We start from the raw sequence: 23,497 nt of genomic DNA, 5'->3' as shown, positions 1-23,497 counted from the left end.
GCGGTCAGCAGAGATCTGCACCGACTCGGTGCTTCGCCGGAGGATGTCCGGTTCGTCCTGCGGTCGCGGGCGGCGCCAGGCTTGGGCATGCTCCACCAAAAGCATCACGACCTGCCCCCCCTCCGGCGGCGAGATCCGCAACGCCGCCCGTCCGATAGGAAACCGGACAAGGCGGAAGAACGGGTCGATGCCGATCCACGAAGGCGGCAACGCGATACCCCTTCAGCCGGCGCGGCGTGCCTCGATCGCCTCCCAGATCAGAGCGGCTATATTGGTCTTGTCGAAGCGCTCGAGCTCCTGGATGCCGGTCGGCGAGGTGACATTGATTTCGGTCAGATGCTCGCCGATGACGTCGATACCGACAAAGATCTGCCCGGCCTCCTTAAGGGTCGGACCGATGGCGGCACAGATCTCGAGATCGCGCGGCGTCAGTTCGGCCCGTTCGGCACGCCCCCCGACATGCATGTTGGACCGCGTCTCACCTGCGGCCGGCACCCGGTTGATCGCTCCGACAGGGGAACCGTCAACGAGTATCACCCGCTTGTCCCCCCTGCTGACAGCCGGAAGGAATTTCTGCGCGATCAGCGGCTCGCGATTCATGCCGGCGAAAACTTCATGCAAGGAGGCGAGGTTGCGGTCATCCGGACCAAGCCGAAAGATCCCGGCGCCGCCATTGCCGTAAAGTGGCTTGAGGATGATGTCGCCATGCAGATCCTTGAAGGCGCGCAGCGTCTCCAGATCGCGGGCGATCACAGTCGGCGGGATCAAATCGGGGAAACGCAGGACCAGCAGTTTTTCGGGAAAATTCCGCACCCAGAACGGGTCGTTCACGACCAGAGTGCCGGGCGTCAGCATCTCGAGAAGATGCGTCGTCGTGATATAGCCCATGTCGAAAGGCGGATCCTGCCGCAGCCATACGACATCGAAGCCGCCGAGATCGAGCTCGCGCTCTTCGCCAAGGGTGAAATGATCGCCCCTGACCCGACGCACCTCCAGCGGCCAGCCCCGCGCCATCACCCGCCCGTCGTTCCAGGACAGCCGGTCCGGGGTGTAGTAGAACAGGCTATGCCCGCGCGCCTGAGCTTCCTCCGCAATCCGGAACGTACTGTCCGCATCGATATTAACGGCCCCGACCGGGTCCATCTGAATGGCTACCTTGAGCGGCATTGCGTTCTCCCTCGCCCGGCCTTCCCAACCGCCGCCACCCTGGGCGATGCGGCATCCGCTCTGGATGACCGAGGCGCCTGGAATTTGCAACCGCGCTCAGGCGCAGAACGCGTTCTCGAGAATGTCGACTTCGCCGAAACCGTTCACAAGCGCAACGTCGAAACGGATATCGGTCAACTGCCCGCCGGGTTCGCCCGCAAGATATTCCTGCGCCGCCGTCATGACACGATCCATCTGGCGCCGCGCGACCCGCTCGGCAGCACGGGCGAAACTGCGGCTTTTCTTGACCTCGACGAAGACGAGCGCGTCGCCATCACGGGCAACGAGGTCGATCTCGCCGCCCGCCCCGCGCCAGCGCCGGGCCACGATCGCCATGCCGCGCCCCTCATACCCACGGGCAACGCAGTCCTCGGCCGACCGCCCGGCGTGATAGGAAACCGTTCCGCTCATCCCGTTCCCTCCGGCTTGGCAGCATGCCGTTCTCGCAACAACGCCGCCTGGTAAACCCGGCGCCGCGGCAGTTCGAGCGCCGCCGCCACTTCGGCCACCGCGTCCTTCACGGAAAGACGCGCCAGCGCCTCGTCCAGCGCCGCGTCGAGATCGTTCTGCTCGACAGCCCTGACAGGAGCCCGTCCGACCAACAGCACGATCTCGCCGCGAACCTCACGGTCGCGAAAGGCCTCTGCCAGTTCGGCGAGACTGCCACGCGAGACCTCTTCGAATCGCTTGGTCAATTCCCGGCAGACCGCTGCGTCGCGATCTCCTCCGAGAGATACCGCCATTTCCGCTAACAACCGGCTAATGCGTTTGGGAGATTCATAGAAAACCAGCGTCGCGGGCACATTCGAAAACTCGTCCAGCATCCGGCTGCGCGCGCCCGACTGGGCAGGCGGAAACCCCGCGAACAGCACACGATCACTTGGCAGGCCCGCAACCACCAGCGCGGCCAGCATCGCCGAAGGCCCCGGCGCGGCATGCACCGCGACCCCGGCCGCGATCGCGGCGCGCGCCAGCGGAAAGCCCGGATCGGACACCATCGGCGTGCCCGCCTCGCTGACGCAGGCGACCGACTTGCCCGCAGCCGCCATCTCGACCAGCGCATCGCGCACCGAGGCCGCGGAATGGTCGTGATAGGCGATCAACGAACGCTCGCCGAGCGCAATGCCATGGATCTGCATCAGATGACGCGCCGTGCGGGTATCCTCTGCCGCGATAGCGTCGGCCGACGCCAGAACATCGAGCCCCCTGAGCGTGATGTCGCGCGCGGCACCGATCGGCGTGGCCACGAAATAAAGCCCGGGGGCCAGCGGATTTCGGAGGATCTCCAAGGATTCTTTTACCTGTCTGACGTTTACTTGCCCCGTCGATCCGCATAGGGTCGCCGACGAGATCGCCCCAGCGAAGGAGACGTCCATGTTCGCCGTTTTTCGCGCCTGCCGCAAGCGGTTGCCAGCGGTTCGGCCGAGGGTTCTGGCATCGGTTCTGGGTCTCGGCGCACTCGCTCTACTTGCGGCCTGCCAGCCCGGAGGTATCGGCGGCGGCCCGTCGATCGACGGATCGAAACCGGTTCCGGTGGCACTGCTGGTGCCGGGCGGCTCGGCCAATGCGGGCGACCAGGTTCTGGCGCGCAGCCTCGAAAACGCCGCACGTCTCGCGATTTCGGATCTCAAGGGTGTGAAGGTCGATCTTCGCGTCTATGAAACAGCAGGCAATCCCGACATCGCCGCCAAGGTCGCCTCCGAGGCCGTCTCGGACGGCGCCAAGATCATCCTCGGCCCGCTCTATGCACAATCCGCAAATGCGGCCGGCCTGGCCGTCGCACGGCGCGGCGTCAACGTGCTGAGCTTCTCGAACAACCCCGAGATCGCCGGCGGCAACGTGTTCGTGCTGGGACCGACCTTCGAGAACACAGCCAACCGTCTGGCGCGCTACGCCGCGGCACAGGGCCGGACCAATGTCATGATCGTGCACGATCCCGATGTGGCGGGCGAGGCCGGGCGCGCGGCAATCGCCTCGGCCGTGGCACGCAGCGGCGGATCGGTCGCCGCGACCGGCAGTTACGAGCTGTCGCAGAACGGCGTGGTCCAGGCCATCCCCGCGCTCGCGCGCAAGGCGCGCGACTCGGCCGCACAGGCTATCTTCTTCACCGCCAGCACCGCCGGCGCCCTGCCGCTGCTGGCGCAACTGCTTCCGGAAAACCGCGTCGATCCCGCCAAGGTGCAGTTCATCGGGCTGACACGCTGGGACATCCCGCCCTCCACCCTGGCGCTTCCCGGACTGCAGGGTGGCTGGTTCGCCCTTCCTGATCCCGGCGTTTCGGACCGGTTCGAACGGCGCTACACGGCCGCCTATGGCGAGCCGGCCCATCCCGCGGCGGGCCTTGCCTATGACGGCATCGCCGCGATCGGCGCCCTTGCCAGCCAGGGCCGCAGCGACGCATTGTCGGTTTCCGCCCTGACCCAGCCTTCGGGCTTTGTCGGCGTCAACGGCGTGTTCCGCCTGCGTACAGATGGAACGAACGAGCGGGCCTTGGCCGTGGCCGAGATCCGCGACAACCAGGTGACCGTGATTGACCCCGCTCCAAGAAGTTTCGGCAGCGCAGGCTTCTAGCCCGTCCAGAGCCCGCAAGACGACCCAGGCGCCGGACAGCCTGATCTGCCCGGCCTCCGACATTTTCGATCAGACGGCCTTCGAGGCCGAACTGACCCGGCTGACGGATCAGGGCATCGACTCCAAGGCCCTGCGGGATGCCGTTGTGCATTACCTTTCCGAGGCCCGGCAGAAGGGGCGCTGCGCGATCGCTGCGGCCTTTGCCGACAGGCCATTTGACGCCGGCCCGACCGTGCGCGCCTACACCTGGCTCACCGACTGCCTGGTCCGCGCGACCCTGAGGGTCTCCGGCGAAGTCCTGCACCCGCGGCCCAACCCGACCGAAGGCGAACGGCTCGCCGTATTCGCGGTCGGCGGCTACGGCCGAAGCGAGATGGCGCCGCATTCCGATGTCGACCTGCTGTTTCTGATCCCCTACAAGCTGACCCCCTGGGCGGAAAGCGTGATCGAATCCACGCTCTACATGCTCTGGGACCTAAGGCTGAAAGTGGGGCACGCCTCACGCACGGTGAAGGACTGCCTGCGACTGGGGCACGAGGATTACACGATCCGCACGGCCCTGCTGGAAAACCGCCTTCTCGGCGGGCATGCGCCGCTGGCCAGGGCCCTGGACAGCGCGCTTTGGGACGATCTCTTCAAGGGCACGGCGGCCGAATTCATCGAGGCCAAGCTGGCCGAACGCTCGGAACGTCACCGCAAGCAGGGTGGCCAGCGCTACGTGCTGGAACCCAATGTGAAGGAGGGCAAGGGCGGGCTGCGCGACCTGCAATCGCTCTACTGGATCGCGAAATACGTCTATCGCGTCGACCGCGCCTCTCAACTGGTCAAGCTGGGCTTCTTCACCCGCGACGAATTCACCGGTTTCGTCGCGGCAGAGCGGTTTCTCTGGGCCGTGCGCTGCCATCTGCACCTGATCGCGGACCGCGCGATCGACCAGCTGACCTTTGACATGCAGGTCGAGGTGGCGGCGCGGATGGGCTATGCCGATCATGGCGGGCGCCGCGCGGTCGAGCATTTCATGCAGGACTATTTCCGCCACGCCACCACCGTTGGCGACCTGACCCGGATCTTCCTGACCAAGCTCGAGGCCGCCCATGTCAAGAAGGAACCCGCGCTGATCGGGCTGTTCCGGCGCCGCCGGAAGGTGCCGAAAGGCTACGAGATCGTCCAGAACCGCATGAATGTCTCGGACCCCAAGGCATTCCTGGCCGACAAGCTGAACCTGCTGAAGATCTTCGAGGAAGCGCTCCGGACCGGCACGCTGCTGCATCCCGACGCGATGCGACTGATCCAGGCCAATCTGCGGCTGATCGACGAGGATGTCCGCAACGCCCCCGAAGCACAGCGGATCTTCCTCGACCTGCTGCTCAAGCACGGCAACCCCGAACGCTCGCTCCGGCGGATGAACGAGCTTGGCGTGCTCTCGGCGCTGATCCCGGAATTCGAGCCCATTGTGGCGATGATGCAGTTCAACGTCTATCACAGCTACACGGTGGACGAGCACACGATCCAGTGCGTCTCGACGCTCGCCCAGATCGAGCGCGGCGAACTGATCGAGGAACTGCCCATCGCCAGCCGGATCCTCAAGGACGGCCTGAACCGGCGGGTGCTCTATGTCGCGCTCCTGCTGCATGACATCGGCAAGGGCCGCCCCGAAGACCATTCGGTGCTGGGCGCGCAGATCGCGCGCAAGGTGGCGCCGCGGCTCGGGCTCAGGCCGGAGGAATGCGAAACCGTCGAATGGCTGGTGCGCTATCACCTGCTGATGTCGGACATGGCCCAGAAGCGCGACCTGTCCGACCCGCGCACGGTGCGCGATTTCGCCAAGGCGGTGAAAACCCGCAAGCGGCTCGACCTGCTGACGGTGCTGACCGTCTGCGACATCATCGGGGTGGGCCCCGGCACCTGGAACAACTGGAAGGCCCAGCTGATCCGCAGCCTCTACTGCGAGACCGTGCGCGCGCTGGAAGGCGGGCTGGAGGATGTCAACCGCGACCGCCGCGAGGCCGAGGCCCGGCGCGCGCTGCGCGAGGCGCTTCCGGACTGGGACGCGAAGGAGCTGCGGGCCGAGATCGGCCGCCATTACGGCCCCTACTGGCAGGGCCTGCCGACCGGAACGCATGTGGTGATGGCAAGGCTGCTGCGGGGCATCAGCGACGACGAGATCCGGATAGATCTGGCCGAGGATGCCGACCGCGACGCCACCCGGGTCTGCTTTGCGCTTTCGGACCATCCCGGCATCTTCTCGCGGCTGGCCGGCGCGCTGGCGCTGGTCGGCGCCAACGTGGTCGACGCGCGCACCTATACCACCAAGGACGGTTACGCCACCGCCGCCTTCTGGATCCAGGATGGCGACGGCTCGCCCTATGACGCCTCGCGGCTGAGCCGGCTCAGCCAGATGATCGAGAAGACCCTGATGGGCGAGGTCCGCCCGCGCGAGAAGCTGGCAGACCGCGACAAGTTCAAGAAGCGCGAGCGCAGCTTCCGCTTCCCGACCTCGATCACCTTCGACAATGACGGCTCGGAGATCTACACCATCATCGAGGTCGATACCCGCGACCGGCCGGGGCTGCTTTACGACCTGACCCGGGTCTTCGCGACCAGCAACATCTATATCGCCTCGGCGATGATCGCGACCTATGGCGCGCAGGTGGTCGACAGCTTCTATGTGAAGGACAGCTTCGGGCTGAAGCTCTATGCCAGATCGCGGCAGGAGTCGCTTGAACGCAAGCTGCGCGAGGCGATCGTGAAGGGCACCGAAAGGGCGAACAGCTAATGCGCCCGATCCGGCTGGTGTCGGGCTTTATGACCGTCGGCGTCTGGACCCTGGCCAGCCGCATCCTGGGTTTTGCCCGCGACATCCTGATCGCCGCCTATCTCGGCACCGGCCCGGTGGCCGAAGCCTTCCTGGTGGCCTTCTCGCTGCCCAATATGTTCCGCCGCTTCTTCGCTGAAGGGGCGTTCAACATGGCCTTCATTCCGCTCTTCTCGAAGAAGCTCGAACGGGACGAGGGCGCGCTCGACTTCGCCCGCGACGCCTTCACCGGGCTTGCGACGATCCTGATCGGCTTTACCCTTCTGGCCCAGATCGCGATGCCTGCCCTGGTGCTGGCCATGGCGGGCGGCTTCGCGGCCGACCAGCGCTTCGACATCGCGGTCGTCTATGGCCGGATCGCCTTTCCCTATATCCTGTTCATCTCGCTGGCCGCACTCCTGTCGGGCGTGCTGAACGCCACCGGCCGCTTCGTCGCCGCGGCGGCGGCGCCGGTCCTGCTGAACATTCTCCTGGTCGGCGCGATGCTGCTGGCGGCCGAAATGGGCTGGCCGGTCGGCGATGCGCTGGTCTGGACGGTGCCGCTGGCCGGGATCGCACAGATGGCGCTGGTCTGGGCGGCTGCCGCGAAGGCGGGCTTCCGTCTGACCTTCCGCCGCCCCCGCCTCACGCCCGAACTGAAGCGGCTGGCCATCATCGCGGCGCCGGCAGCACTGGCGGGCGGCGTGGTGCAGGTCAATCTGCTGATCGGACGTCAGGTCGCCAGCTTCTTCGAGGGCGCCGTAGCCTGGCTCTCCTATGCCGACCGGCTCTACCAGCTGCCGCTTGGCGTGGTCGGCATCGCCATCGGCGTGGTGCTCCTGCCCGATCTCTCGCGCCGTCTGGGCGCAGGCGACACCGCGGGCGGGCGCGACGCCTTCAACCGCGCGGGCGAATTCGCCCTCGCCCTGACCCTGCCCGCCGCGGTCGCCCTGGCCACGATTCCGGGGCCCATCGTGGCGGTCCTGTTCCAGCGCGGCGCCTTCGACCAGGCCGATGTGGCGGCCACGGCACTGGCCGTCGCGGTCTATGGCGCGGGGCTGCCGGCCTTCGTGATGCAGAAGGTCCTGCAACCGCTGTTCTTCGCGCGCGAGGATACCCGGCGCCCGTTCCACTACGCGCTCGGCGCGCTCGCGGCGAATGCGGTTATCGCCATCGGGCTGGCCCCGGTCTTCGGCTATATCGCTGCCGCCTGGGGCACGACGCTCGCGGGCTGGGCCATGGTGGCGCTGCTCTGGCGCGGATCGCGCCGCTTCGGTACTGCCGCCGAACCCGATGCGCGGTTCCTGCGCCGGGCCGGCAGGATCGCGCTGGCCTCGGCGCTGATGGGGGCGATCCTGTGGCTCGCGGCCCGGGGCGCAGAGCCCTGGCTGACCGGGGGCGGGCTACGCTATCCGGCCCTGGCCGGGCTGGTGGCGCTGGGGATCCTGTCCTATTTCGGGCTGGGCCACCTGCTGGGCGCGTTCCGGCTGTCGGAATTCCGCCGGGCGATGCGCCGTCAGCGCTGACGGATCTTCGCCCGCACCCGGGCCCAGCCGCCGGGGCTGACCACGAAGGACAGCAGGAAACCGGTGCAGAACCCGGCCAGATCGGCGACCCAGTCGAGCCCGCCGCCGAACAGCAGGCCGAACAGAAGCTGGATGCCCAGAAGCAGCCCGATCAGGGTGAAGGCCCGGTACTGGGTCGGGCCGGTCCCCGCGAGCCGCACCCACATCAGGAAGGTGAAGGCCCCGATCAGCCCGTAGACCGCAGGATAACCGCCGATCAGCGGCATCGGCGTATCGAGCAGAAGCCCATAGGCCAGCGCGCCGACGATGGCCGCACCGAAAAAGACCAGCAGCACCGCCCAGGCCCGGAACACCTCGCCCACCATCTTGCCCAGCGCCAGGATGAAGACCACGACGAAGACCGCATGGGTCAGGCTGGCATGGATGAAGGGATAGGTGACGAAGCGGATCATCTGGTCGGCGGGAAACTGACCGCTCTGCAGCATCCAGTCGAGAACCTGCCCCGAAAAGCCGTAATCGCGGATCGCCTGCAATCGCCAGCCGACCGCGGCAGGTCCGCCCACGAGCCCGCTCGCCCCGAGGCTCAGGACCGCCTCCATCGCGATGACCGGCAGCGCCAGCAGCCAGACCACGGCGGGCAAGGGATTGATCGGCGGAGCGTTCGGATCGGACTGCATGCGACACGGGCCTCGGTTGACGCTGTTCCCCCGCATCGGTAAGCGAACGAAGCGTGAAATTCCAGACGGAGATGAACCGATGGCCGAGGTGGTCCACACACCGCGAGTCTTTTCCGGCATCCAGCCCTCGGGCGGGCTGACGCTGGGCAATTACCTGGGCGCGCTCAAGCGCTTTGGCGAAACCCAGGACCAGGGCGACATGCCCACGATCTACTGCATCGTCGACATGCATGCGATCACCGTCTGGCAAGACCCCGAGAAACTGCGCCACGCCACGCGCGAGTTGACGGCGGGCTTCATCGCCAGCGGCATCGATCCGAAGAAATCGATCCTGTTCAACCAGTCGGCAGTGCCCGGCCATGCCCAGCTGGGCTGGATCTTCAACTGCGTCGCGCGGCTCGGCTGGATGCAGCGCATGACCCAGTTCAAGGACAAGGCGGGCAAGAATTCCGAGAACGTGTCGTTGGGGCTGTTCGCCTATCCGGCGCTGATGGCGGCCGACATCCTCGTCTATCATGCCACCCATGTGCCGGTCGGCGAGGACCAGAAGCAGCATGTCGAGCTGACCCGCGATATCGCGATCAAGTTCAACAACGACTATGGCACCGATTTCTTCCCAGTCCCCGAGCCGGTGATCGAGGGCGCCGCGACCCGGGTGATGTCCTTGCGCGACGGCACCAAGAAGATGTCGAAATCGGACCCGTCCGACATGAGCCGGATCAACCTGACCGACGATGCCGATGCCATCGCCAAGAAGATCAGGAAGGCCAAGACCGACCCCGAACCGCTGCCCGAGACCCTCGAAGGGCTGGAAGGACGGCCCGAGGCGCGCAACCTCGTCAACATCTATGCCGCCCTTTCCGGCAAGACCGCAGCCGAGGTCGTGGCCGACTATGCCGGCCAGCAATTCGGCAGCTTCAAGCCCGCGCTTGCCGATCTGGCGGTCGAGCGGCTGTCGCCGATCTCTTCCGAGATGAGCCGCCTGATGCAGGACCCGGCCGGGATCGACCGCATCCTCGCCGATGGCGCCGAACAGGCCGATGCCATCGCCGCCCCGATCGTGCGGCGCGCCCGCGAGATCGTCGGGATGATCGGCGCCTGACCTACGTATATACGCACATATCGCCTGGTTTTTCCGGCGATATGTGCGGCCCCTTCGGGATGCTATCTTTCGCAACGAAAGGAGACATCCCATGCCCCCTCTTCCCGCCGGAACCCGCATCGGCCATATCCACCTGAAGGTCGCCGATCTCGACCGCGCCATCGCCTTCTATTCCGGCGTTCTGGGCTTCGAGCTGACCCAGCGCTACGGGCCGGGAGCGGCCTTTTTGTCGGCAGGCGGCTATCATCACCATCTCGGTCTGAACACTTGGGAAAGCCTCGGCGCCACGCCGCCCCCGCCCGGTCATACCGGGCTTTACCACAGCGCGATCCTGTTTCCCGACCGCGCGAGCCTTGGCGCCGCGCTGGCCCGGGTGCTGGCGGCCGGCATCTCGCTGACCGGCGCGGCCGATCACGGCGTGAGCGAGGCCGTCTACCTGAACGATCCCGACGGCAACGGGGTCGAGCTTTACCGCGACCGCCCCGAGGCGGACTGGCCGCGCGATGCCGAACGCCGGCTCCGGATGGTGAACCGCCCGCTCGATCTCGACGCGCTGCTGGCAGAGGCCGGTCGCGGAGACGATGTCGAATTCACAGAACCGAAACAGGCCTGACACAAAACGGAATCGCTTGCCGCCGAGGGTCGGGAAGCCGGGTTCCGCCAGGTCCGGTTGGCCCGGGGGCCGCCCCGCAATCCCCAAGTCGGTGCATTCGCCCGTTGCGCCCGTCCCTGCGGAATACGGATCCCGAAGCGCCCCCGGCCGTCCCGCCGGGGGCGTGTTTCCCTGCGCGGGGGCGCCGCCGACCGCACGTCGTCCCTGCGACGTGCTCCGATCTGGACGGCTCTCTGCCCCGGGTCTAGGGTGCGCCAAAATTTTCCGAAAAGAGGCGCCGTCATGGCCACAGGTACGAATATCCGAACCTATTACAACGGAACCTGGCACAGGAGCGACATTCCGGTGATGTGCGCGGCCGATCACGGCGCCTGGCTGGGCACCACGGTCTTCGACGGCGCGCGCTATTTCGAGGGCATCGCGCCCGATCTTCAGGCCCATTGCGACCGGATCAACCGCTCGGCCGAGGCGCTGATGATCACCCCCACCATCGACGGGGCGGACATGGCCGAGATCGTCCGCGAGGGGCTGAAGACCTACCCCGCCGATGCCGCCGTCTATATCCGGCCGATGTATTGGGCGCTCGAGGGCGACTCGCTGGGGGTCGCGCCCAAGCCCGGCGCCACCGGCTTTGCGATCTGCCTCGAAGAGATCCCGATGGCCGCGCCGGGCAGCGCCACCACGATGACCACCACCCGCTTCCGCCGCCCGACGCTGGACTGCGCCGTCGTCAATGCCAAGGCGGGCTGCCTGTACCCCAACAACGCGCGGATGCTGGCCGAGGCGCGGGCCAAGGGCTTCGGCAATGCGCTGGTCGCGGATGCGCTGGGCAATGTCGCCGAGACCGCGACAGCGAATGTCTTCATCGTGAAGGATGGCGAATTCTTCACCCCCATCGCCAATGGCACCTTCCTGGCCGGGCTGACCCGCAAGCGGCATATCTCGAACCTGACGGCGGCGGGCTACAAGGTTCATGAGGCGGTTCTGAGCTTCGAGGATGTGCGCCGCGCCGACGAGGTGTTCCTGTCGGGCAACATGATGAAGGTGACCCCGGTCAAGGCCTTCGACGACGTGCAGTACCAGCCCGGCCCGCTGACCGCGAAGGTCCGCGAGATCTATTGGGACTGGGCGCATTCGGCCGCCTGAGCCCCGCCCAGTCGAAAGCGTGAACCGGGACGGTCGCGCCATGGGTATTTAAACCAGAAAGAAGACCGAAACGCGGGCCCGCCGGCAACCGGCCGGCCCGCAGCAGGGGGGAGTTGCCAGCGCCGGGCCGGTCGGTCATGCTGAGGCGCGGTTCCCGGAGGAGGACCCGATGCGCAAATTTCTTGTGGTTCTGGACGACAGTCGCGAATGTCTGAACGCGATGCGTTTTGCCGCACTCAGGGCCGCGAAGACAGGCGGCGGGGTGCAGATCCTGTCGGTGATCGCCCCCGAGGAGTTCAACCACTGGATCGGGGTCGGCGATCTGATGCGCGAGGAAGCGCGCGAACGGATCGAGGCGCATTACGAGGTCTTCGCGAAATGGATGCGCGACCGGCAGGGGATCGACCCCGAACTGGTAATCCGCGAAGGCGAGGCGGTGCCCGAGATCCTCGCCCAGATCCGCGAAGACCCCGAGATCGGCGTGCTGGTTCTGGGAGCGGGCACCGACAGCAAGGGGCCCGGGCCGCTGGTGACCCAGCTTGCGCGCAGCTCGGGCAGCCTGCCCGTTCCGGTCACGATCGTGCCCGGCGGGCTCTCGAAGGAGCGTCTTGAAGCGGTGTGCTAAGCGATCGCTGGCCGGGCGCTGGCAGGCATGTTAGAATTGCTCTAAAGTTGACAAATCGCCCGGTCGAGCGCATATCCGAGCGCAAAGCTAAGGAATAGGCACATGTTTATCCAGACCGAATCCACACCGAACCCTGCCACCCTGAAGTTCCTGCCCGGACAGGCGGTTCTGGAGACCGGCACGGCCGATTTCCCCAGCGCCGAGGGCTCGGCGAACTCGCCGCTCGCGACACGGATCTTCGGCGTGGAGGGCGTGCGCGGGGTCTTCTTCGGCACCGATTTCGTGACCGTGACCAAGGCCGACGCGGTCGAATGGGACCATATCAAGCCCGCGATCCTCGGCGCGATCATGGAGCATTTCCAGTCCGGCCAGCCCGTGATGACGGGTGAGAATGCGGATGCGGGCCATGCCGAACATGACGGCCCCGACGAGGATATCGTGCGTCAGATCAAGGAGTTGCTTGATACGCGCGTGCGCCCGGCCGTTGCCCAGGATGGCGGCGACATCACCTTCCACGGCTTCGACCGCGGGGTGGTCTATCTGCATATGCAGGGCGCCTGCGCCGGCTGCCCCTCCTCGACGCTGACGCTGAAGATGGGCATCGAGAACCTGCTGCGGCATTACATCCCCGAGGTTACCGAGGTCCGTCCCGTCGCCGACGCGATGTGATGGGCGGCAGCATCGCTCCGATCCTTGCCTTCGACACCTCCGGTCCCCATTGCTGCGCGGCCCTGCTTCGGGATAGCGAGATCGTTCTGAGCAGACATCTGGAGATGGCGCGCGGCCAGGCCGAGGCCCTGATGCCGCTTCTGGAAGCCGTTCTCGAAGACGCCGGCCTTGGCTGGAAGGATCTGGCCGGGCTTGGCGTCGGCGTCGGTCCCGGCAACTTCACCGGTATCAGGATTTCGGTGGCGGCAGCACGCGGGCTGGCGCTGGCGGCGGGTCTGCCCGCCATAGGTGTCTCGATGTTCCAGGTGCTGCGCCGCAGCGCCCCCGGCCCCGACGCGGATCTTCTGAGCCTCGAGGCGCCGCGCGGTCTGGCCTATGTCCAGCCGCTGCGGGCGGGGCGAGCCGGGCCCGCGCGGATGATCGATCCCGACGCCCCGCCATCTCTGGCCGAGATCGGGGCCGAGGGCATCGCCCATGTCACGGGCTTTGCCGCCCGACGGCTCGGCACGGCCTTCGGCACCGGCTGGCACGAAGCGGTGCCGGTCGGTATCGCCCCGGCGATCGCCCGGGAGGCGGCCGCGCTTCTGCGCGGCGGCGAGCTTCCGCCCCGCCCCGCCCCGCTTTACGTGCGCCCCGCCGATGCAGCACCTCCCGCCGACCCGCCGCCGGCCATCCTGCCATGACGCCGGCTGCACTGGCTGCACTGCATGCCCGCTGCTTCACAACGCCGCGCCCCTGGAGCGCTGCCGAATTCGAGGCGCTCCTGGCCACGCCCGGAACCTTTCTCTGCGGCGATGCGCAGGCCGTGGCCCTTGGCCGGGTCGCCGCCGGAGAGGCCGAGTTGCTGACCATCGCCGTCGCGCCCGAATGCCGAAGAACCGGGCTGGGCCGGGCAAGGCTGGCAGAATTCGAGCAGGCAGCGCGCGCCCGCGCGGCACAGGAGGCCTTTCTCGAGGTCGCCACCGACAATGCCGCCGCCTGCGGACTGTACCGGGCGGCGGGCTTCAAGCTGGCCGGTTGTCGGCCCCGCTATTACGCCACCCCCGACGGCCGACGCATCGACGCTCTGGTCATGCGCAAGGCCTTCTCGTCGCAGGGTTGAAATCCGGTTGACGCCTGCCCCGGCGCGCGGCCTTAATCGGTATGGGCAGATGGCCATCGCCTCCCAACGGCCCGCCTTGCCTTCTGGCCGACACAACAACCGGGAGACAGCACGAGATGACGAAGATGCAGCAGACCATGGCGGCCGCGGCCGCTCTGGCCTTGACGGCCGGCACCGCGCTAGCCGATCCGGCGCTGATTTACGACGTCGGTGGCAAATACGACAAGTCCTTCAACGAGGCCGCCTTCACCGGCGCCGAGCGCTGGAAGGCCGAGACAGGCGGCAGCTATCGTGAGATCGAGCTGCAATCCGAGGCCCAGCGCGAACAGGCCCTGCGCCGTTTCGCCGAGGCCGGACTGAACCCGATCGCGATGACCGGCTTTGCCTTCAAGTCGGTGCTTGAAGAGGTCGCGCCCGACTATCCCGACACCAAATTCGAGATCATCGACGAGACCGTCGAGGCCGCCAATGTCCGCTCGATTGTCTTTTCCGAACATGAGGGCAGCTATCTGGTCGGGATGATGGCCGCGATGGCGTCTGAAACGAACACCGTGGGCTTCGTCGGCGGCATGGACATCCCTTTGATCCGCAAGTTCGCCTGCGGCTATGCCCAGGGCGCGAAGGCGGTCGATGCCGATGTGACCGTCCTGCAGAACATGACCGGCACCACCGCCGATGCCTGGGCCGACCCGGTCAAGGGCAGCGAGCTGGCCCGCGCCCAGATCGGCCAGGGCGCCGACGTGATCTTCGCGGCGGCCGGCACCACCGGGCTGGGCGTGTTGCAGGCAGCAGCCGATGAGGGGATCCTCTCGATCGGGGTCGACAGCAATCAGAACCACCTGCATCCCGGGCAGGTTCTGACCTCGATGGTCAAGCGCGTCGATCTGGCCGTCTACGAGGCTTTCAGCGCCGGGGCCGGGATGGAGACGGGCAGCTTTCGCCTTGGTCTGGCCGAAGACGCCGTGGGCTATGCCATGGACGAGAACAACAGGGACCTGGTGAGCCCGCAAATGGTCGCGGCGGTCGAGGCCGCCAAGGCCAGGATCGTCTCGGGCGAGACCGTGGTGCATGATTACATGTCCGACAACAGCTGCCCGGTGAACTGACCGCCATGGCGGGGGCGGCACTTTCCGGCGCCGATGCCACCGTCCCGGCGCTGGAATTGCGGGGCATTTCCAAGGCCTTCGGGCCGGTGCAGGCGAACCGGAACATTTCGCTCCGGGTCCGGCGCGGCTCGATCCACGGCATCATCGGCGAGAACGGCGCCGGCAAATCGACGCTGATGTCGATCCTTTACGGCTTTTACCGGGCCGATGCGGGCGAGATCCTGATCGGTGGCCAACCGGTCCGGATCACCGACAGCCAGGATGCGATCCGCGCGGGCATCGGCATGGTGTTCCAGCATTTCAAGCTGATCGAGCCCTTCACCGTGCTCGAGAATATCATCCTGGGCCGCGAAGAGGGGGCGCTTCTGTCCCGGTCGCTGGGCAAGGCCCGGCGCATCCTGCGCCGGCTTGCCGCCGATTACGGGCTGGAGGTCGACCCCGATGCCCGGATCGAGGATCTGGGCGTCGGCATGCGCCAGCGGGTCGAGATCCTGAAGGCGCTCTATCGGCAGGCCGACATCCTGATCCTCGACGAACCGACAGGCGTGCTGACGCCATCCGAGGCCGACCACCTTTTCCGGATATTGGAAAACCTCAAGTCGCAGGGGAAGACCATCCTCCTCATCACCCACAAGCTGCGCGAGATCATGGCCGCGACCGACACGGTTTCCGTCATGCGGCGCGGGGAGATGACCGCCACCCTGCAGACGGCCGAGACCAGCCCCGCCGAGCTGGCCGAACGGATGGTCGGCCGAAAGGTCCTGTTGCAAACGGAAAAGTCTCCGGCCCGGCCGGGGCGCCTTGTGCTGGACATCGAAGGGCTCTCGGTGATCGATGCCGAGGGCGTGCGCCGCCTCTCGGACGTCTCGCTTCAGCTTCGCGCAGGCGAGATCCTCGGCATTGCCGGGATCGCCGGAAACGGCCAGTCGCATCTGCTGGAGGTGCTGGGCGGCATGCGGCCCGCAACCGGCCATGTCCGGATCGAGGGCAAGGAGATCGACCTGTCCGGGCCGCGCAGCGACGCAGGCGCACGGCGCGCGGCCGGCATCGCCCATGTCCCCGAGGACCGGCAACGCGAGGGGCTGATCCTGCCCTTCCACGCCTGGGAAGATTCGGTCTTCGGCTATCACACCGATCCCGCACTCCGGACCCGGCTGCGCCTGATGGACAATGCCGGCATCCGCGACCGCGCCGAAGCCCAGATGGCGCGGTTCGACATCCGCCCGCCCGATCCCGCCCTTGCCGCGCAGAACTTTTCCGGCGGCAATCAGCAGAAGCTGGTTCTGGCGCGCGAGATCGAGCGCAATCCCGCCCTTCTGCTGATCGGCCAGCCGACCCGGGGTGTCGATATCGGCGCCATCGAGCTGATCCACCGGCGCATTCTCGATCTGCGCGACGCGGGCAAGGCAGTGCTGCTGGTCAGCGTCGAGCTGGACGAGATCCTGGGCCTTTCCGACCGGATCGCGGTCATCTGCGGCGGGCGGATCATGGGCGAACGGCTGGCCGCCGAGACCGACGAGACCGAACTGGGCCTGATGATGGCCGGGCTCGGCGGAGAGGCAGCCTGACATGAACACGATACCGAAATGGGCCGATCTGGTCCTGATCCCGCTGATCAGCCTCGCGATCGCGGCGCTGCTTTCGGCGCTGGTGATCCTCGGCATCGGCGAAGACCCGGTGGCCGCAGTGAAGATGATGGTCTCGGGGGCGCTCGGCTCGACCTATGGCTGGGGCTACACGCTCTACTACGCGACCAACTTCATCTTCACCGGGCTTGCGGTTGCCGTCGCCTTCCATGCCGGTCTGTTCAATATCGGCGGCGAGGGGCAGGCAACGCTGGGCGGGCTGGGCGTGGCGCTGGTCTGCCTCGCCCTGCCCTGGCCGCATTGGGCGCTGGCGCTGCCTGCGGCCGCGCTGGGCGCCGCGCTGTTCGGCGCCGCCTGGGCCGCCATACCGGCCTGGCTGCAGGCCCGGCGCGGCAGCCATATCGTCATCACCACGATCATGTTCAACTTCATCGCGGCCTCGCTGCTGAATTACCTTCTGGTCAACGTCCTGCGCCCGGCGGGCGCGATGGACCCCTCGAGCGCGCGCTTCGGCGAGGGCACCCATCTGCCGACGCTGCATGATCTGGCGGCGCCCTTGGGCATCGCCTTCTCGAAGGCCGCGCCCGCCAATATCAGCTTCCTGCTGGCGCTGGCGGCCTGCCTCGCGGTCTGGCTGCTGATCTGGCGCACCCGTCCCGGCTATGAGATCCGGGCGCTCGGCCATTCCGAACCGGCGGCACTCTATGCCGGCATCCATCCGCTGCGCACGGTGATGTGGGCGATGCTGATATCGGGCGCGCTGGCCGGGCTGATGGCGGTCAACACCGTGATGGGCGAGGCCGAGCGGCTGGTCATGAACTCGGTCGGGGGGGCGGGCTTCATCGGCATCGCGGTCGCGCTGATGGGCCGGAACCACCCCCTGGGCGTCCTGCTCGCCGCGATCCTGTTCGGCTTTCTCTATCAGGGCGGCGCCGAGCTCGCGCTGTGGACCGACATCCCGCGCGAACTGATCGTGGTGATCCAGGCGCTGGTGATCCTGTTTACCGGCGCGCTCGACAACATGGTGCGGATGCCGCTGGAACGGCTGTTCCTCGCCCTCGGGAAAGGGCGGGCGTGATGGATCTTGCAACGCTGCTGCAGGTGCTCGATTCCACCATCCGGCTGGCCACGCCGCTCTTGCTGGCCTGCCTCGCCGGGCTGTTCTCGGAACGCTCGGGCATCTACGATATCGGGCTCGAGGGCAAGATGCTGGCCGCGGCCTTCGGCTCGGCTGCGACCGCAGCGGTGACGGGCTCGGTCTGGCTGGGGCTTCTGGCCGGGATCGGCAGTTCGATGGCGCTGGCCGGGCTTCATGGGCTCTCGGCCATCACCTTCCGGGGCAACCAGCTGATCTCGGGCGTCGCGATCAACTTCCTGGCGGCCGGTCTGACCGTGGTGCTGGCCCAGGACTGGTTTCATCAGGGCGGGCGCACGCCCTCGCTGTCGGGCGGCGCGCGGTTCGACGCCATCGCCCTGCCCCTGGCCGAGACGCTGCGCCCGGTGCCCGTCCTGGGCCCCGTCTATGCCGAGCTGATCTCGGGCCATACGCTGCTGGTCTATGTCGCCGTGGCGCTGGTTCCGGCCAGCTGGTGGGTGCTGTACCGGACCCGCTTCGGTCTGCGGCTGCGGGCCGTGGGCGAGAACCCCGAAGCGGTCGATACCGCGGGCGTCTCGGTTCCCGCCACGCGCTATGCGGCGGTCGCGATCTGCGGCGCCCTCTGCGGGCTGGCGGGGGCCTATCTGGCGACCTCGTTGCAGGCGGGGTTTTCCAGGGACATGACCGCCGGGCGGGGCTATATCGCGCTTGCCGCGCTGATCTTCGCGAAATGGCGGCCCTGGCAGGCCCTGGGGGCGACCGTCCTGTTCGGGCTGCTGCAGGCGATGGCGCTGCGCTACCAGAATATCGAGCTTGCCGGGATCGCATTTCCGGGGCAGGTGATGGACGCGCTGCCCTATATCCTGACCGTGGTGATCCTGGCAGGCTTCGTCGGACGCGCCGTCCCTCCCCGTGCGGGCGGCGAGCCCTATGTCAAGGAGCGTAAAATCTGACCCTGCCGGGCCGCGCATCCTTGCCAGGACCGGCAAAGGCGCTTTAGGGACCGGTCATGCAGATCTACCTACCCATCGCCGAAGTATCCGTGAATGCCTTCCTGCTGCTGGGGCTTGGCGGGATGGTCGGTATCCTGTCGGGCATGTTCGGCGTGGGCGGGGGGTTCCTGCTGACGCCCTTGCTGTTCTTCATCGGCATTCCCCCGGCCGTCGCCGTCGCGACCCAGTCCGCCCAGATCGTCGCCTCGTCGATCTCGGGGGTGCTGGCGCATTTCCGCCGCAAGACGGTCGATCTGCGCATGGGAACGGTGCTTCTGGCCGGCGGCATGGCAGGCGCGGTGCTGGGGGTCTGGATCTTCAACCTGATGCGCGGCATCGGCCAGGTCGATCTGCTGGTCAAGCTGTGCTATGTGGTCTTCTTGGGCATCATCGGCGCCCTGATGTTCGTCGAGAGCCTCGCCGCCATCAACCGCACCCGCAAGGGCGTCGCGCGCAAGCGCAAGCAGCGGACCTGGTTCGACGCCCTGCCCTTCAAGATGAAGTTCCGCACCTCGGGGCTGTATCTCTCGGCGATCCCGCCGCTGATCGTGGGCGCCTTTGTCGGTGTGCTGTCGGCGATCATGGGGGTCGGCGGCGGCTTCATCATGGTGCCCGCGATGATCTACCTGCTGGGCATGCCGACCAAGGTGGTGATCGGCACCTCGCTGTTCCAGATCATCTTCGTCAGCGGCTTCACCACAATCCTGCATGCGACGACCAACCATACCGTCGATCTGGGGCTGGCGCTTCTGTTGCTGATCGGCGGCGTCGTGGGCGCGCAGATCGGCACCGGCATCGGGCTGAAGATGAAGGCCGAACAGCTTCGCATCCTGCTGGCGGTGCTGGTTCTGGCGGTCTGCGCCAAGCTTGCGCTCGACCTGCTGATCGAACCGTCCGAGCTTTACTCCATCGCGGACCGGGTGCGCTGATGCTGCGTCGCCTGACCCTTCTGCTGCCGCTTCTGCTGCTGGCCGCCCTGCCCGCCCGCGCCGAAAGCGTGGTCGCGGGCCTCAGCCAGACCCGGGTCTCGATCACAACCAATTTCGCGGGCTCCGAGATCCTGATCTTCGGCGCGGTCAAGCGCGATGCCCCGCCCCCCGAGGCCCCGCCGCTCGAGGTGGTGGTCACCGTCGCCGGGCCCTCGACGCCCGCGACCGTGCGCAAGAAGGACCGCCGCGCCGGGATCTGGATCAACACGGAATCGGTCCGGATCTCGGCCGCGCCCAGTTTCTATGCCGTGGCCACGACCGCGCCCCTGGACCGCGCGCTGTCGCAGACCGAGGATCTGCGCCACCAGGTCTCGATCCCCCGCGCGATCCGCTCCGTGGGCGTCACCGAGGAAACCCCCGAGGCGCAGAGCTTCATCGACGCGCTGATCCGCATCCGCTCCGAGACGGGGCTGTATCAGGAACTGCCCGGCGCCGTCGAACTGGACGAACAGACCCTGTTCCGAACCTCGATCGCGCTTCCCTCGAACCTGACCGAGGGCGAATATGCCACGCGGATCTTCCTGACCCGCGGCGGCGAGGTCGTCGATGCCTATGAGACCACCATCGGCGTGCACAAGGTCGGGCTCGAGCGCTGGACCTATCTGCTGGCCCATGAGCATCCGCTGGCCTATGCGATCCTCTCGCTTGCCATCGCCATCGCCGCGGGCTGGGGCGCATCGGCGGCCTTCCGGATGATGAAAAGCTGATCAGCCGCGCCCGATATAGGGCATCGTCGTCGCCATCACCGTCATGAACTGGACATTGGCCTCGGGCGGCAGATCGGCCATGTGCAGGACCGCGCGCGCGGCATGGGCGACATCCATCGTGGGCTGCACCGGCCGCCCCTCGGCCCGCGCCCGTTCGGTGAGATCCTCGACCAGCGCGGTGCGGGCATTGCCGATATCGATCTGGCCGCAGGCGATGCCGAAGGGCCGGCCGTCGAGGCTGAGCGTCTTGGTCAGCCCGCTCACCGCATGCTTGGTGGTCGTGTAGCAGACCGAGCCCTCGCGCGGGACATGGGCCGAGAGAGAGCCGTTATTGACGATCCGCCCGCCCTGCGGCACCTGCCCCCGCATCCGGGCGAAGGCCGCGCGGGCAGCCAGGAACATGCCACCGACATTGATCGACAGCACCTGCGCCCAGTCGGCCGGGTCGATCTCGTCGATCGGACCCGAGGGGCCGAAGGTGCCGGCATTGTTGAACAGCACATCCAGCCGCCCGGCCCAGGCCATGAAGGCGTCGAAGGCGGCGTCAACCTCTTGGGCATCGGTCACGTCGGCGGGCAGCGCCAGCGCCGCCTCGCGTCCTGCCGCGATCTCGTCCAGAAGATCGGCCCGGCGCGCCAGCAGCCCGACCCGCCAGCCATGGTCCAGAAACAGTTCGGCCGTGGCGCGGCCGATGCCGCTGCTGGCGCCGGTGATCAGGATCGTCCTGCCGGTCATGGGCGGGCCTCCTCGGCGGTCAGGGTCAGGGGTGCGGGGGCGGCCGTCAGATCATCGGCGCTCAGCGTCCCGGAGGGTCGCGCCAGCCGGTAGCGCGTGACCCAGAGCAGCCGCTCTTCGGCGCGGGTGATCGCGACATAGGCGAGCCGCTTCCAGAGCGGCTGGCCCGCCTCGACCCGCCCCGCCCGGGCGGCCGCGTAAAGATCGGGGGCGAAGACCTGCACCGCCGGCCATTGCGAGCCCTGCGCCTTGTGGATCGTCACCGCCGCCCCGTGCAGGAAGGCCGCGCCCATGGTGGCGGCATAGGGGATGAAGGGCTCTTCCTCCTCGGGCATCTCGATCTTGACGATCGAGGCCACCGACAGCCGCGGGTCCTCGGCGCCGATCACATGCATGATCGAAAAGCCCGGCTTGCGGCCGGGGCCGACATAGATCACCTGCGCGCCCTTGATCAGCCCGCGCGCCTCGAGATCGATCCGCTTCTTGCGGTGCTTGAGCGGCAGCTCGATCCCGTCGCAGATCAGCGGCTCGCCCGGCAGAAGCGCATCGGCCGGCGCGCCATGGGCATGGCGGAAGGCATGGATCAACCGGATCCGCGTCGCATTGCGCCAGACCAGCACCGGCGAGCGCGCCATCAGGTCGGAATCGACCCGGGGTGCCAGTTCGACCCGGCTGTCGCGGGCAGCAGCCTGTTCGACCATCCGCTCGAAGCGGTCGAAATCGACCTCGGGGTCGGCCAGCGCATGGGCCAGATCGAGGATCGGGTTATCGGTCTCCTGACGGTGGATGCGGTGCAGTTCCATCGTCTGCGGTCCGGCCAGCCGGTCGAACACCATCTTGCCCGACTGGTTGACCGGCGCCAGCTGCGCCGGATCGCCGAACAGCACGAGCGCGGGGAAAAGTTCGCGCAGATCGTCGAACTGGCGTTCGTCCAGCATCGAGGCCTCGTCGACGAAGCCGATATCGAGCGGGTCCTCGCGCCGTTTCCAGCCATTGATGAAATCACTGCCCTTGAGCCCGGCCGCAGCCAGCGCCCCGGGGACCGACGCGACCGAGGCATAGAAGGCCTGCGCCCGGTCGAGCGCGGCCTCGGTCAGCCCCTCGATCTCGGGACGTTCGCCCTCGCCGGTCAGCCACTCGGCGATCTTCTCGTATTCGGGGTCGTAGACGGGGGTGTAGATGATGCGGTGGATCGTGGTCGCCGGCACGCCGCGCTGGCGCAACACGCTGGCCGCCTTGTTAGTCGGCGCCAGCACTGCCAGGGTCCGGCGTTCCTTGCGGCGCTTGCTCTCGTAATCGCCCGAGACGATCTCGACGCCTGCCTCGACCGCAGCGCGCACCAGCTCGGCCAGCAGCAGCGTCTTGCCCGACCCGGCCTTGCCGGTGATGGCCAGAACGGCGGTCTTGCCTTCGGTCCGGTTCGCGAGGCAGCCCTCATCCAGATCGACGCCGAAACCGCGCAACAAGTCCGTCACGCGGTCATGGGCTTCGGCCTGATCGTCGGAAAAGCGCAGCTCGGGCAAGGTCATGAGCGCAGCCTACAGGCCTCGCCCGGCAGGTGCCAGCGCGATCAGGCGACGGCAAGCTCGCGCGGGGCCGTGGTCGGCGCCGAGAACGAGGCCCGGAACCAGTCGAGCGAGGTCTCGCGGCCGATGCCGAGCCGGGCAAGGGTGCGCGGCCAGGCCGCCTCCTGCATCTCCCAAAGGCCAAGTCCGATCAAGTTGCGGCCGTGGCCCGCCCTGCCGATCACGTCGGGTTCGACCCCCATCAGGCGATAGATCCGTTCCATCCGCAGATCGAAGACGGCAACGAAATGCCGGACCGCGAAATGGGCCATCACCTCGCCCGCGCCGAGAACCAGCCCGGCGGTCACCTCGCGTCCGGCATCTGGCGCAAGGCAGAAGCGGGTGCATTCCCAGATCAGCGGGCTTTCGATGCGGACGCCGCCAGTGACATGAAGGAAATGCTCGTTGACCATCGTCCTCCCGGTGGTCGGCAGAAACCGCATCGACCCGCCATGTTGGCCATTCGCCTGTTCCCAGATGACATAAAGCGGGTTGAGCCCGTCATACTGGTCGCGCTCTTCCCCGCTGTCATCGACCGTCACCGCCCAGCCGAGACGATCGTGGAACTGTCGCGCCCGATCCCGGAACATGGTGTCGCGCAGAAGCGGAAACTTGTGAAGGTCGACGCCGTAGATGTAACGCAGCATGATTTTTAGCCCTCTGCCGATCACTTTATCGGGTCAGGCTAAG

Annotated in this window: 23 protein-coding genes; 16 read left to right on the top strand and 7 right to left on the bottom strand. The window is 67.2% G+C overall.

Translation table 11 applies throughout. The features are described 5' to 3' along the window. Positions 1-222: 222 nt before the first annotated feature. The 3 genes from gshB to rsmI form a co-directional block, all read right to left on the bottom strand. Positions 223-1,167, bottom strand: coding sequence for a glutathione synthase (gene gshB / locus B5V46_RS04670; RefSeq protein ID WP_080615518.1), 945 nt, complete (start codon positions 1,165-1,167; stop codon positions 223-225). 96 nt (positions 1,168-1,263) lie between these two features. Continuing rightward, on the bottom strand, positions 1,264-1,617 hold the full coding sequence (locus B5V46_RS04665) for a YraN family protein (protein WP_080615517.1): 354 nt from the start codon (positions 1,615-1,617) through the stop codon (positions 1,264-1,266). Next, the gene (gene rsmI / locus B5V46_RS04660) at positions 1,614-2,582 is read right to left on the bottom strand and encodes a 16S rRNA (cytidine(1402)-2'-O)-methyltransferase (RefSeq protein WP_080615516.1); all 969 of its coding nucleotides are present in this window, start codon (positions 2,580-2,582) and stop codon (positions 1,614-1,616) included. Before rsmI ends, B5V46_RS04665 begins: the two co-directional genes overlap by 4 nt. On the opposite strand from rsmI, the gene B5V46_RS04655 reads away from it, so the two are divergent. Genes B5V46_RS04655 through murJ form a run of 3 tightly spaced genes read left to right on the top strand, consistent with a single transcriptional unit; the run spans position 2,581 to position 8,097 of the window. Then, the gene (locus B5V46_RS04655; protein WP_080615515.1) at positions 2,581-3,777 is read left to right on the top strand and encodes a penicillin-binding protein activator; all 1,197 of its coding nucleotides are present in this window, start codon (positions 2,581-2,583) and stop codon (positions 3,775-3,777) included. The genes rsmI and B5V46_RS04655 overlap by 2 nt on opposite strands. Further along, positions 3,737-6,553 carry a [protein-PII] uridylyltransferase gene (locus tag B5V46_RS04650; protein ID WP_080615514.1) on the top strand — a complete coding sequence of 939 codons (2,817 nt, stop codon included), beginning with the start codon at positions 3,737-3,739 and terminating at the stop codon, positions 6,551-6,553. The genes B5V46_RS04655 and B5V46_RS04650 overlap by 41 nt, the downstream gene beginning before the upstream one ends. Continuing rightward, a complete protein-coding gene (gene murJ, locus B5V46_RS04645; protein ID WP_080615513.1) occupies positions 6,553-8,097 on the top strand; it encodes a murein biosynthesis integral membrane protein MurJ in 1,545 nt (514 codons plus the stop codon). Before B5V46_RS04650 ends, murJ begins: the two co-directional genes overlap by 1 nt. Here murJ and B5V46_RS04640 read toward each other — a convergent pair. Next, complete coding sequence (locus tag B5V46_RS04640; RefSeq protein ID WP_080615512.1) at positions 8,088-8,774, bottom strand: rhomboid family intramembrane serine protease; 687 nt, start codon at positions 8,772-8,774, stop codon at positions 8,088-8,090. The two genes, murJ and B5V46_RS04640, sit on opposite strands and share 10 nt — an antisense overlap. Positions 8,775-8,853: 79 nt before the next feature. Between B5V46_RS04640 and trpS the strand changes: the two genes are divergently transcribed. The 13 genes from trpS to B5V46_RS04575 all read left to right on the top strand — a co-directional run bounded on the left by trpS (position 8,854) and on the right by B5V46_RS04575 (position 20,507). Further along, complete coding sequence (gene trpS / locus B5V46_RS04635) at positions 8,854-9,876, top strand: tryptophan--tRNA ligase (RefSeq protein ID WP_080615511.1); 1,023 nt, start codon at positions 8,854-8,856, stop codon at positions 9,874-9,876. Between the two features lie 91 nt (positions 9,877-9,967). Next, positions 9,968-10,489, top strand: a complete 522-nt coding sequence (locus B5V46_RS04630) for a VOC family protein (protein ID WP_080615510.1) — start codon at positions 9,968-9,970, stop codon at positions 10,487-10,489. Between the two features lie 282 nt (positions 10,490-10,771). After that, positions 10,772-11,635 carry a branched-chain amino acid aminotransferase gene (locus B5V46_RS04625; protein ID WP_080615509.1) on the top strand — a complete coding sequence of 288 codons (864 nt, stop codon included), beginning with the start codon at positions 10,772-10,774 and terminating at the stop codon, positions 11,633-11,635. A gap of 169 nt (positions 11,636-11,804) precedes the next feature. Further along, positions 11,805-12,260, top strand: coding sequence for a universal stress protein (locus B5V46_RS04620; protein WP_080615508.1), 456 nt, complete (start codon positions 11,805-11,807; stop codon positions 12,258-12,260). 102 nt (positions 12,261-12,362) lie between these two features. Then, positions 12,363-12,929 (top strand): NifU family protein, encoded by a 567-nt coding sequence (locus B5V46_RS04615; protein ID WP_080615507.1) that lies wholly within the window; start codon positions 12,363-12,365, stop codon positions 12,927-12,929. Beyond that, complete coding sequence (gene tsaB / locus B5V46_RS04610) at positions 12,929-13,612, top strand: tRNA (adenosine(37)-N6)-threonylcarbamoyltransferase complex dimerization subunit type 1 TsaB (RefSeq protein WP_080615506.1); 684 nt, start codon at positions 12,929-12,931, stop codon at positions 13,610-13,612. The genes B5V46_RS04615 and tsaB overlap by 1 nt, the downstream gene beginning before the upstream one ends. Then, the gene (locus B5V46_RS04605; RefSeq protein ID WP_080615505.1) at positions 13,609-14,031 is read left to right on the top strand and encodes a GNAT family N-acetyltransferase; all 423 of its coding nucleotides are present in this window, start codon (positions 13,609-13,611) and stop codon (positions 14,029-14,031) included. Before tsaB ends, B5V46_RS04605 begins: the two co-directional genes overlap by 4 nt. A 116-nt stretch (positions 14,032-14,147) precedes the next feature. Further along, positions 14,148-15,137 (top strand): BMP family protein, encoded by a 990-nt coding sequence (locus B5V46_RS04600; RefSeq protein ID WP_080615504.1) that lies wholly within the window; start codon positions 14,148-14,150, stop codon positions 15,135-15,137. 5 nt (positions 15,138-15,142) lie between these two features. After that, positions 15,143-16,705, top strand: a complete 1,563-nt coding sequence (locus B5V46_RS04595) for an ABC transporter ATP-binding protein (protein ID WP_080615503.1) — start codon at positions 15,143-15,145, stop codon at positions 16,703-16,705. Position 16,706: 1 nt separating this feature from the next. Then, positions 16,707-17,801, top strand: a complete 1,095-nt coding sequence (locus B5V46_RS04590) for an ABC transporter permease (protein ID WP_080615502.1) — start codon at positions 16,707-16,709, stop codon at positions 17,799-17,801. Continuing rightward, complete coding sequence (locus tag B5V46_RS04585) at positions 17,801-18,772, top strand: ABC transporter permease (protein WP_080615501.1); 972 nt, start codon at positions 17,801-17,803, stop codon at positions 18,770-18,772. Before B5V46_RS04590 ends, B5V46_RS04585 begins: the two co-directional genes overlap by 1 nt. Positions 18,773-18,828: 56 nt before the next feature. Further along, positions 18,829-19,740: a sulfite exporter TauE/SafE family protein gene (locus B5V46_RS04580; RefSeq protein WP_080615500.1), complete on the top strand. Its 912-nt coding sequence runs from the start codon at positions 18,829-18,831 to the stop codon at positions 19,738-19,740. Continuing rightward, positions 19,740-20,507: a TIGR02186 family protein gene (locus B5V46_RS04575; protein WP_080615499.1), complete on the top strand. Its 768-nt coding sequence runs from the start codon at positions 19,740-19,742 to the stop codon at positions 20,505-20,507. The genes B5V46_RS04580 and B5V46_RS04575 overlap by 1 nt, the downstream gene beginning before the upstream one ends. On the opposite strand, the gene B5V46_RS04570 is transcribed toward B5V46_RS04575, so the two are convergent. Genes B5V46_RS04570 through B5V46_RS04560 form a run of 3 tightly spaced genes read right to left on the bottom strand, consistent with a single transcriptional unit; the run spans position 20,508 to position 23,454 of the window. Then, positions 20,508-21,242 carry an SDR family oxidoreductase gene (locus B5V46_RS04570; RefSeq protein WP_080615498.1) on the bottom strand — a complete coding sequence of 245 codons (735 nt, stop codon included), beginning with the start codon at positions 21,240-21,242 and terminating at the stop codon, positions 20,508-20,510. It lies immediately after the preceding gene. Then, the gene (locus B5V46_RS04565) at positions 21,239-22,771 is read right to left on the bottom strand and encodes an ATP-dependent RecD-like DNA helicase (protein WP_080615497.1); all 1,533 of its coding nucleotides are present in this window, start codon (positions 22,769-22,771) and stop codon (positions 21,239-21,241) included. Before B5V46_RS04565 ends, B5V46_RS04570 begins: the two co-directional genes overlap by 4 nt. Positions 22,772-22,812: 41 nt before the next feature. Then, positions 22,813-23,454, bottom strand: a complete 642-nt coding sequence (locus B5V46_RS04560; protein ID WP_080615496.1) for an acyl-homoserine-lactone synthase — start codon at positions 23,452-23,454, stop codon at positions 22,813-22,815. Positions 23,455-23,497 lie beyond the last annotated feature (43 nt).

The organism is Rhodovulum sp. MB263 (genome assembly GCF_002073975.1).
In the GTDB taxonomy this organism is placed as follows: domain Bacteria; phylum Pseudomonadota; class Alphaproteobacteria; order Rhodobacterales; family Rhodobacteraceae; genus Rhodovulum.
This window is presented reverse-complemented; position numbering and strand designations above follow the sequence as displayed.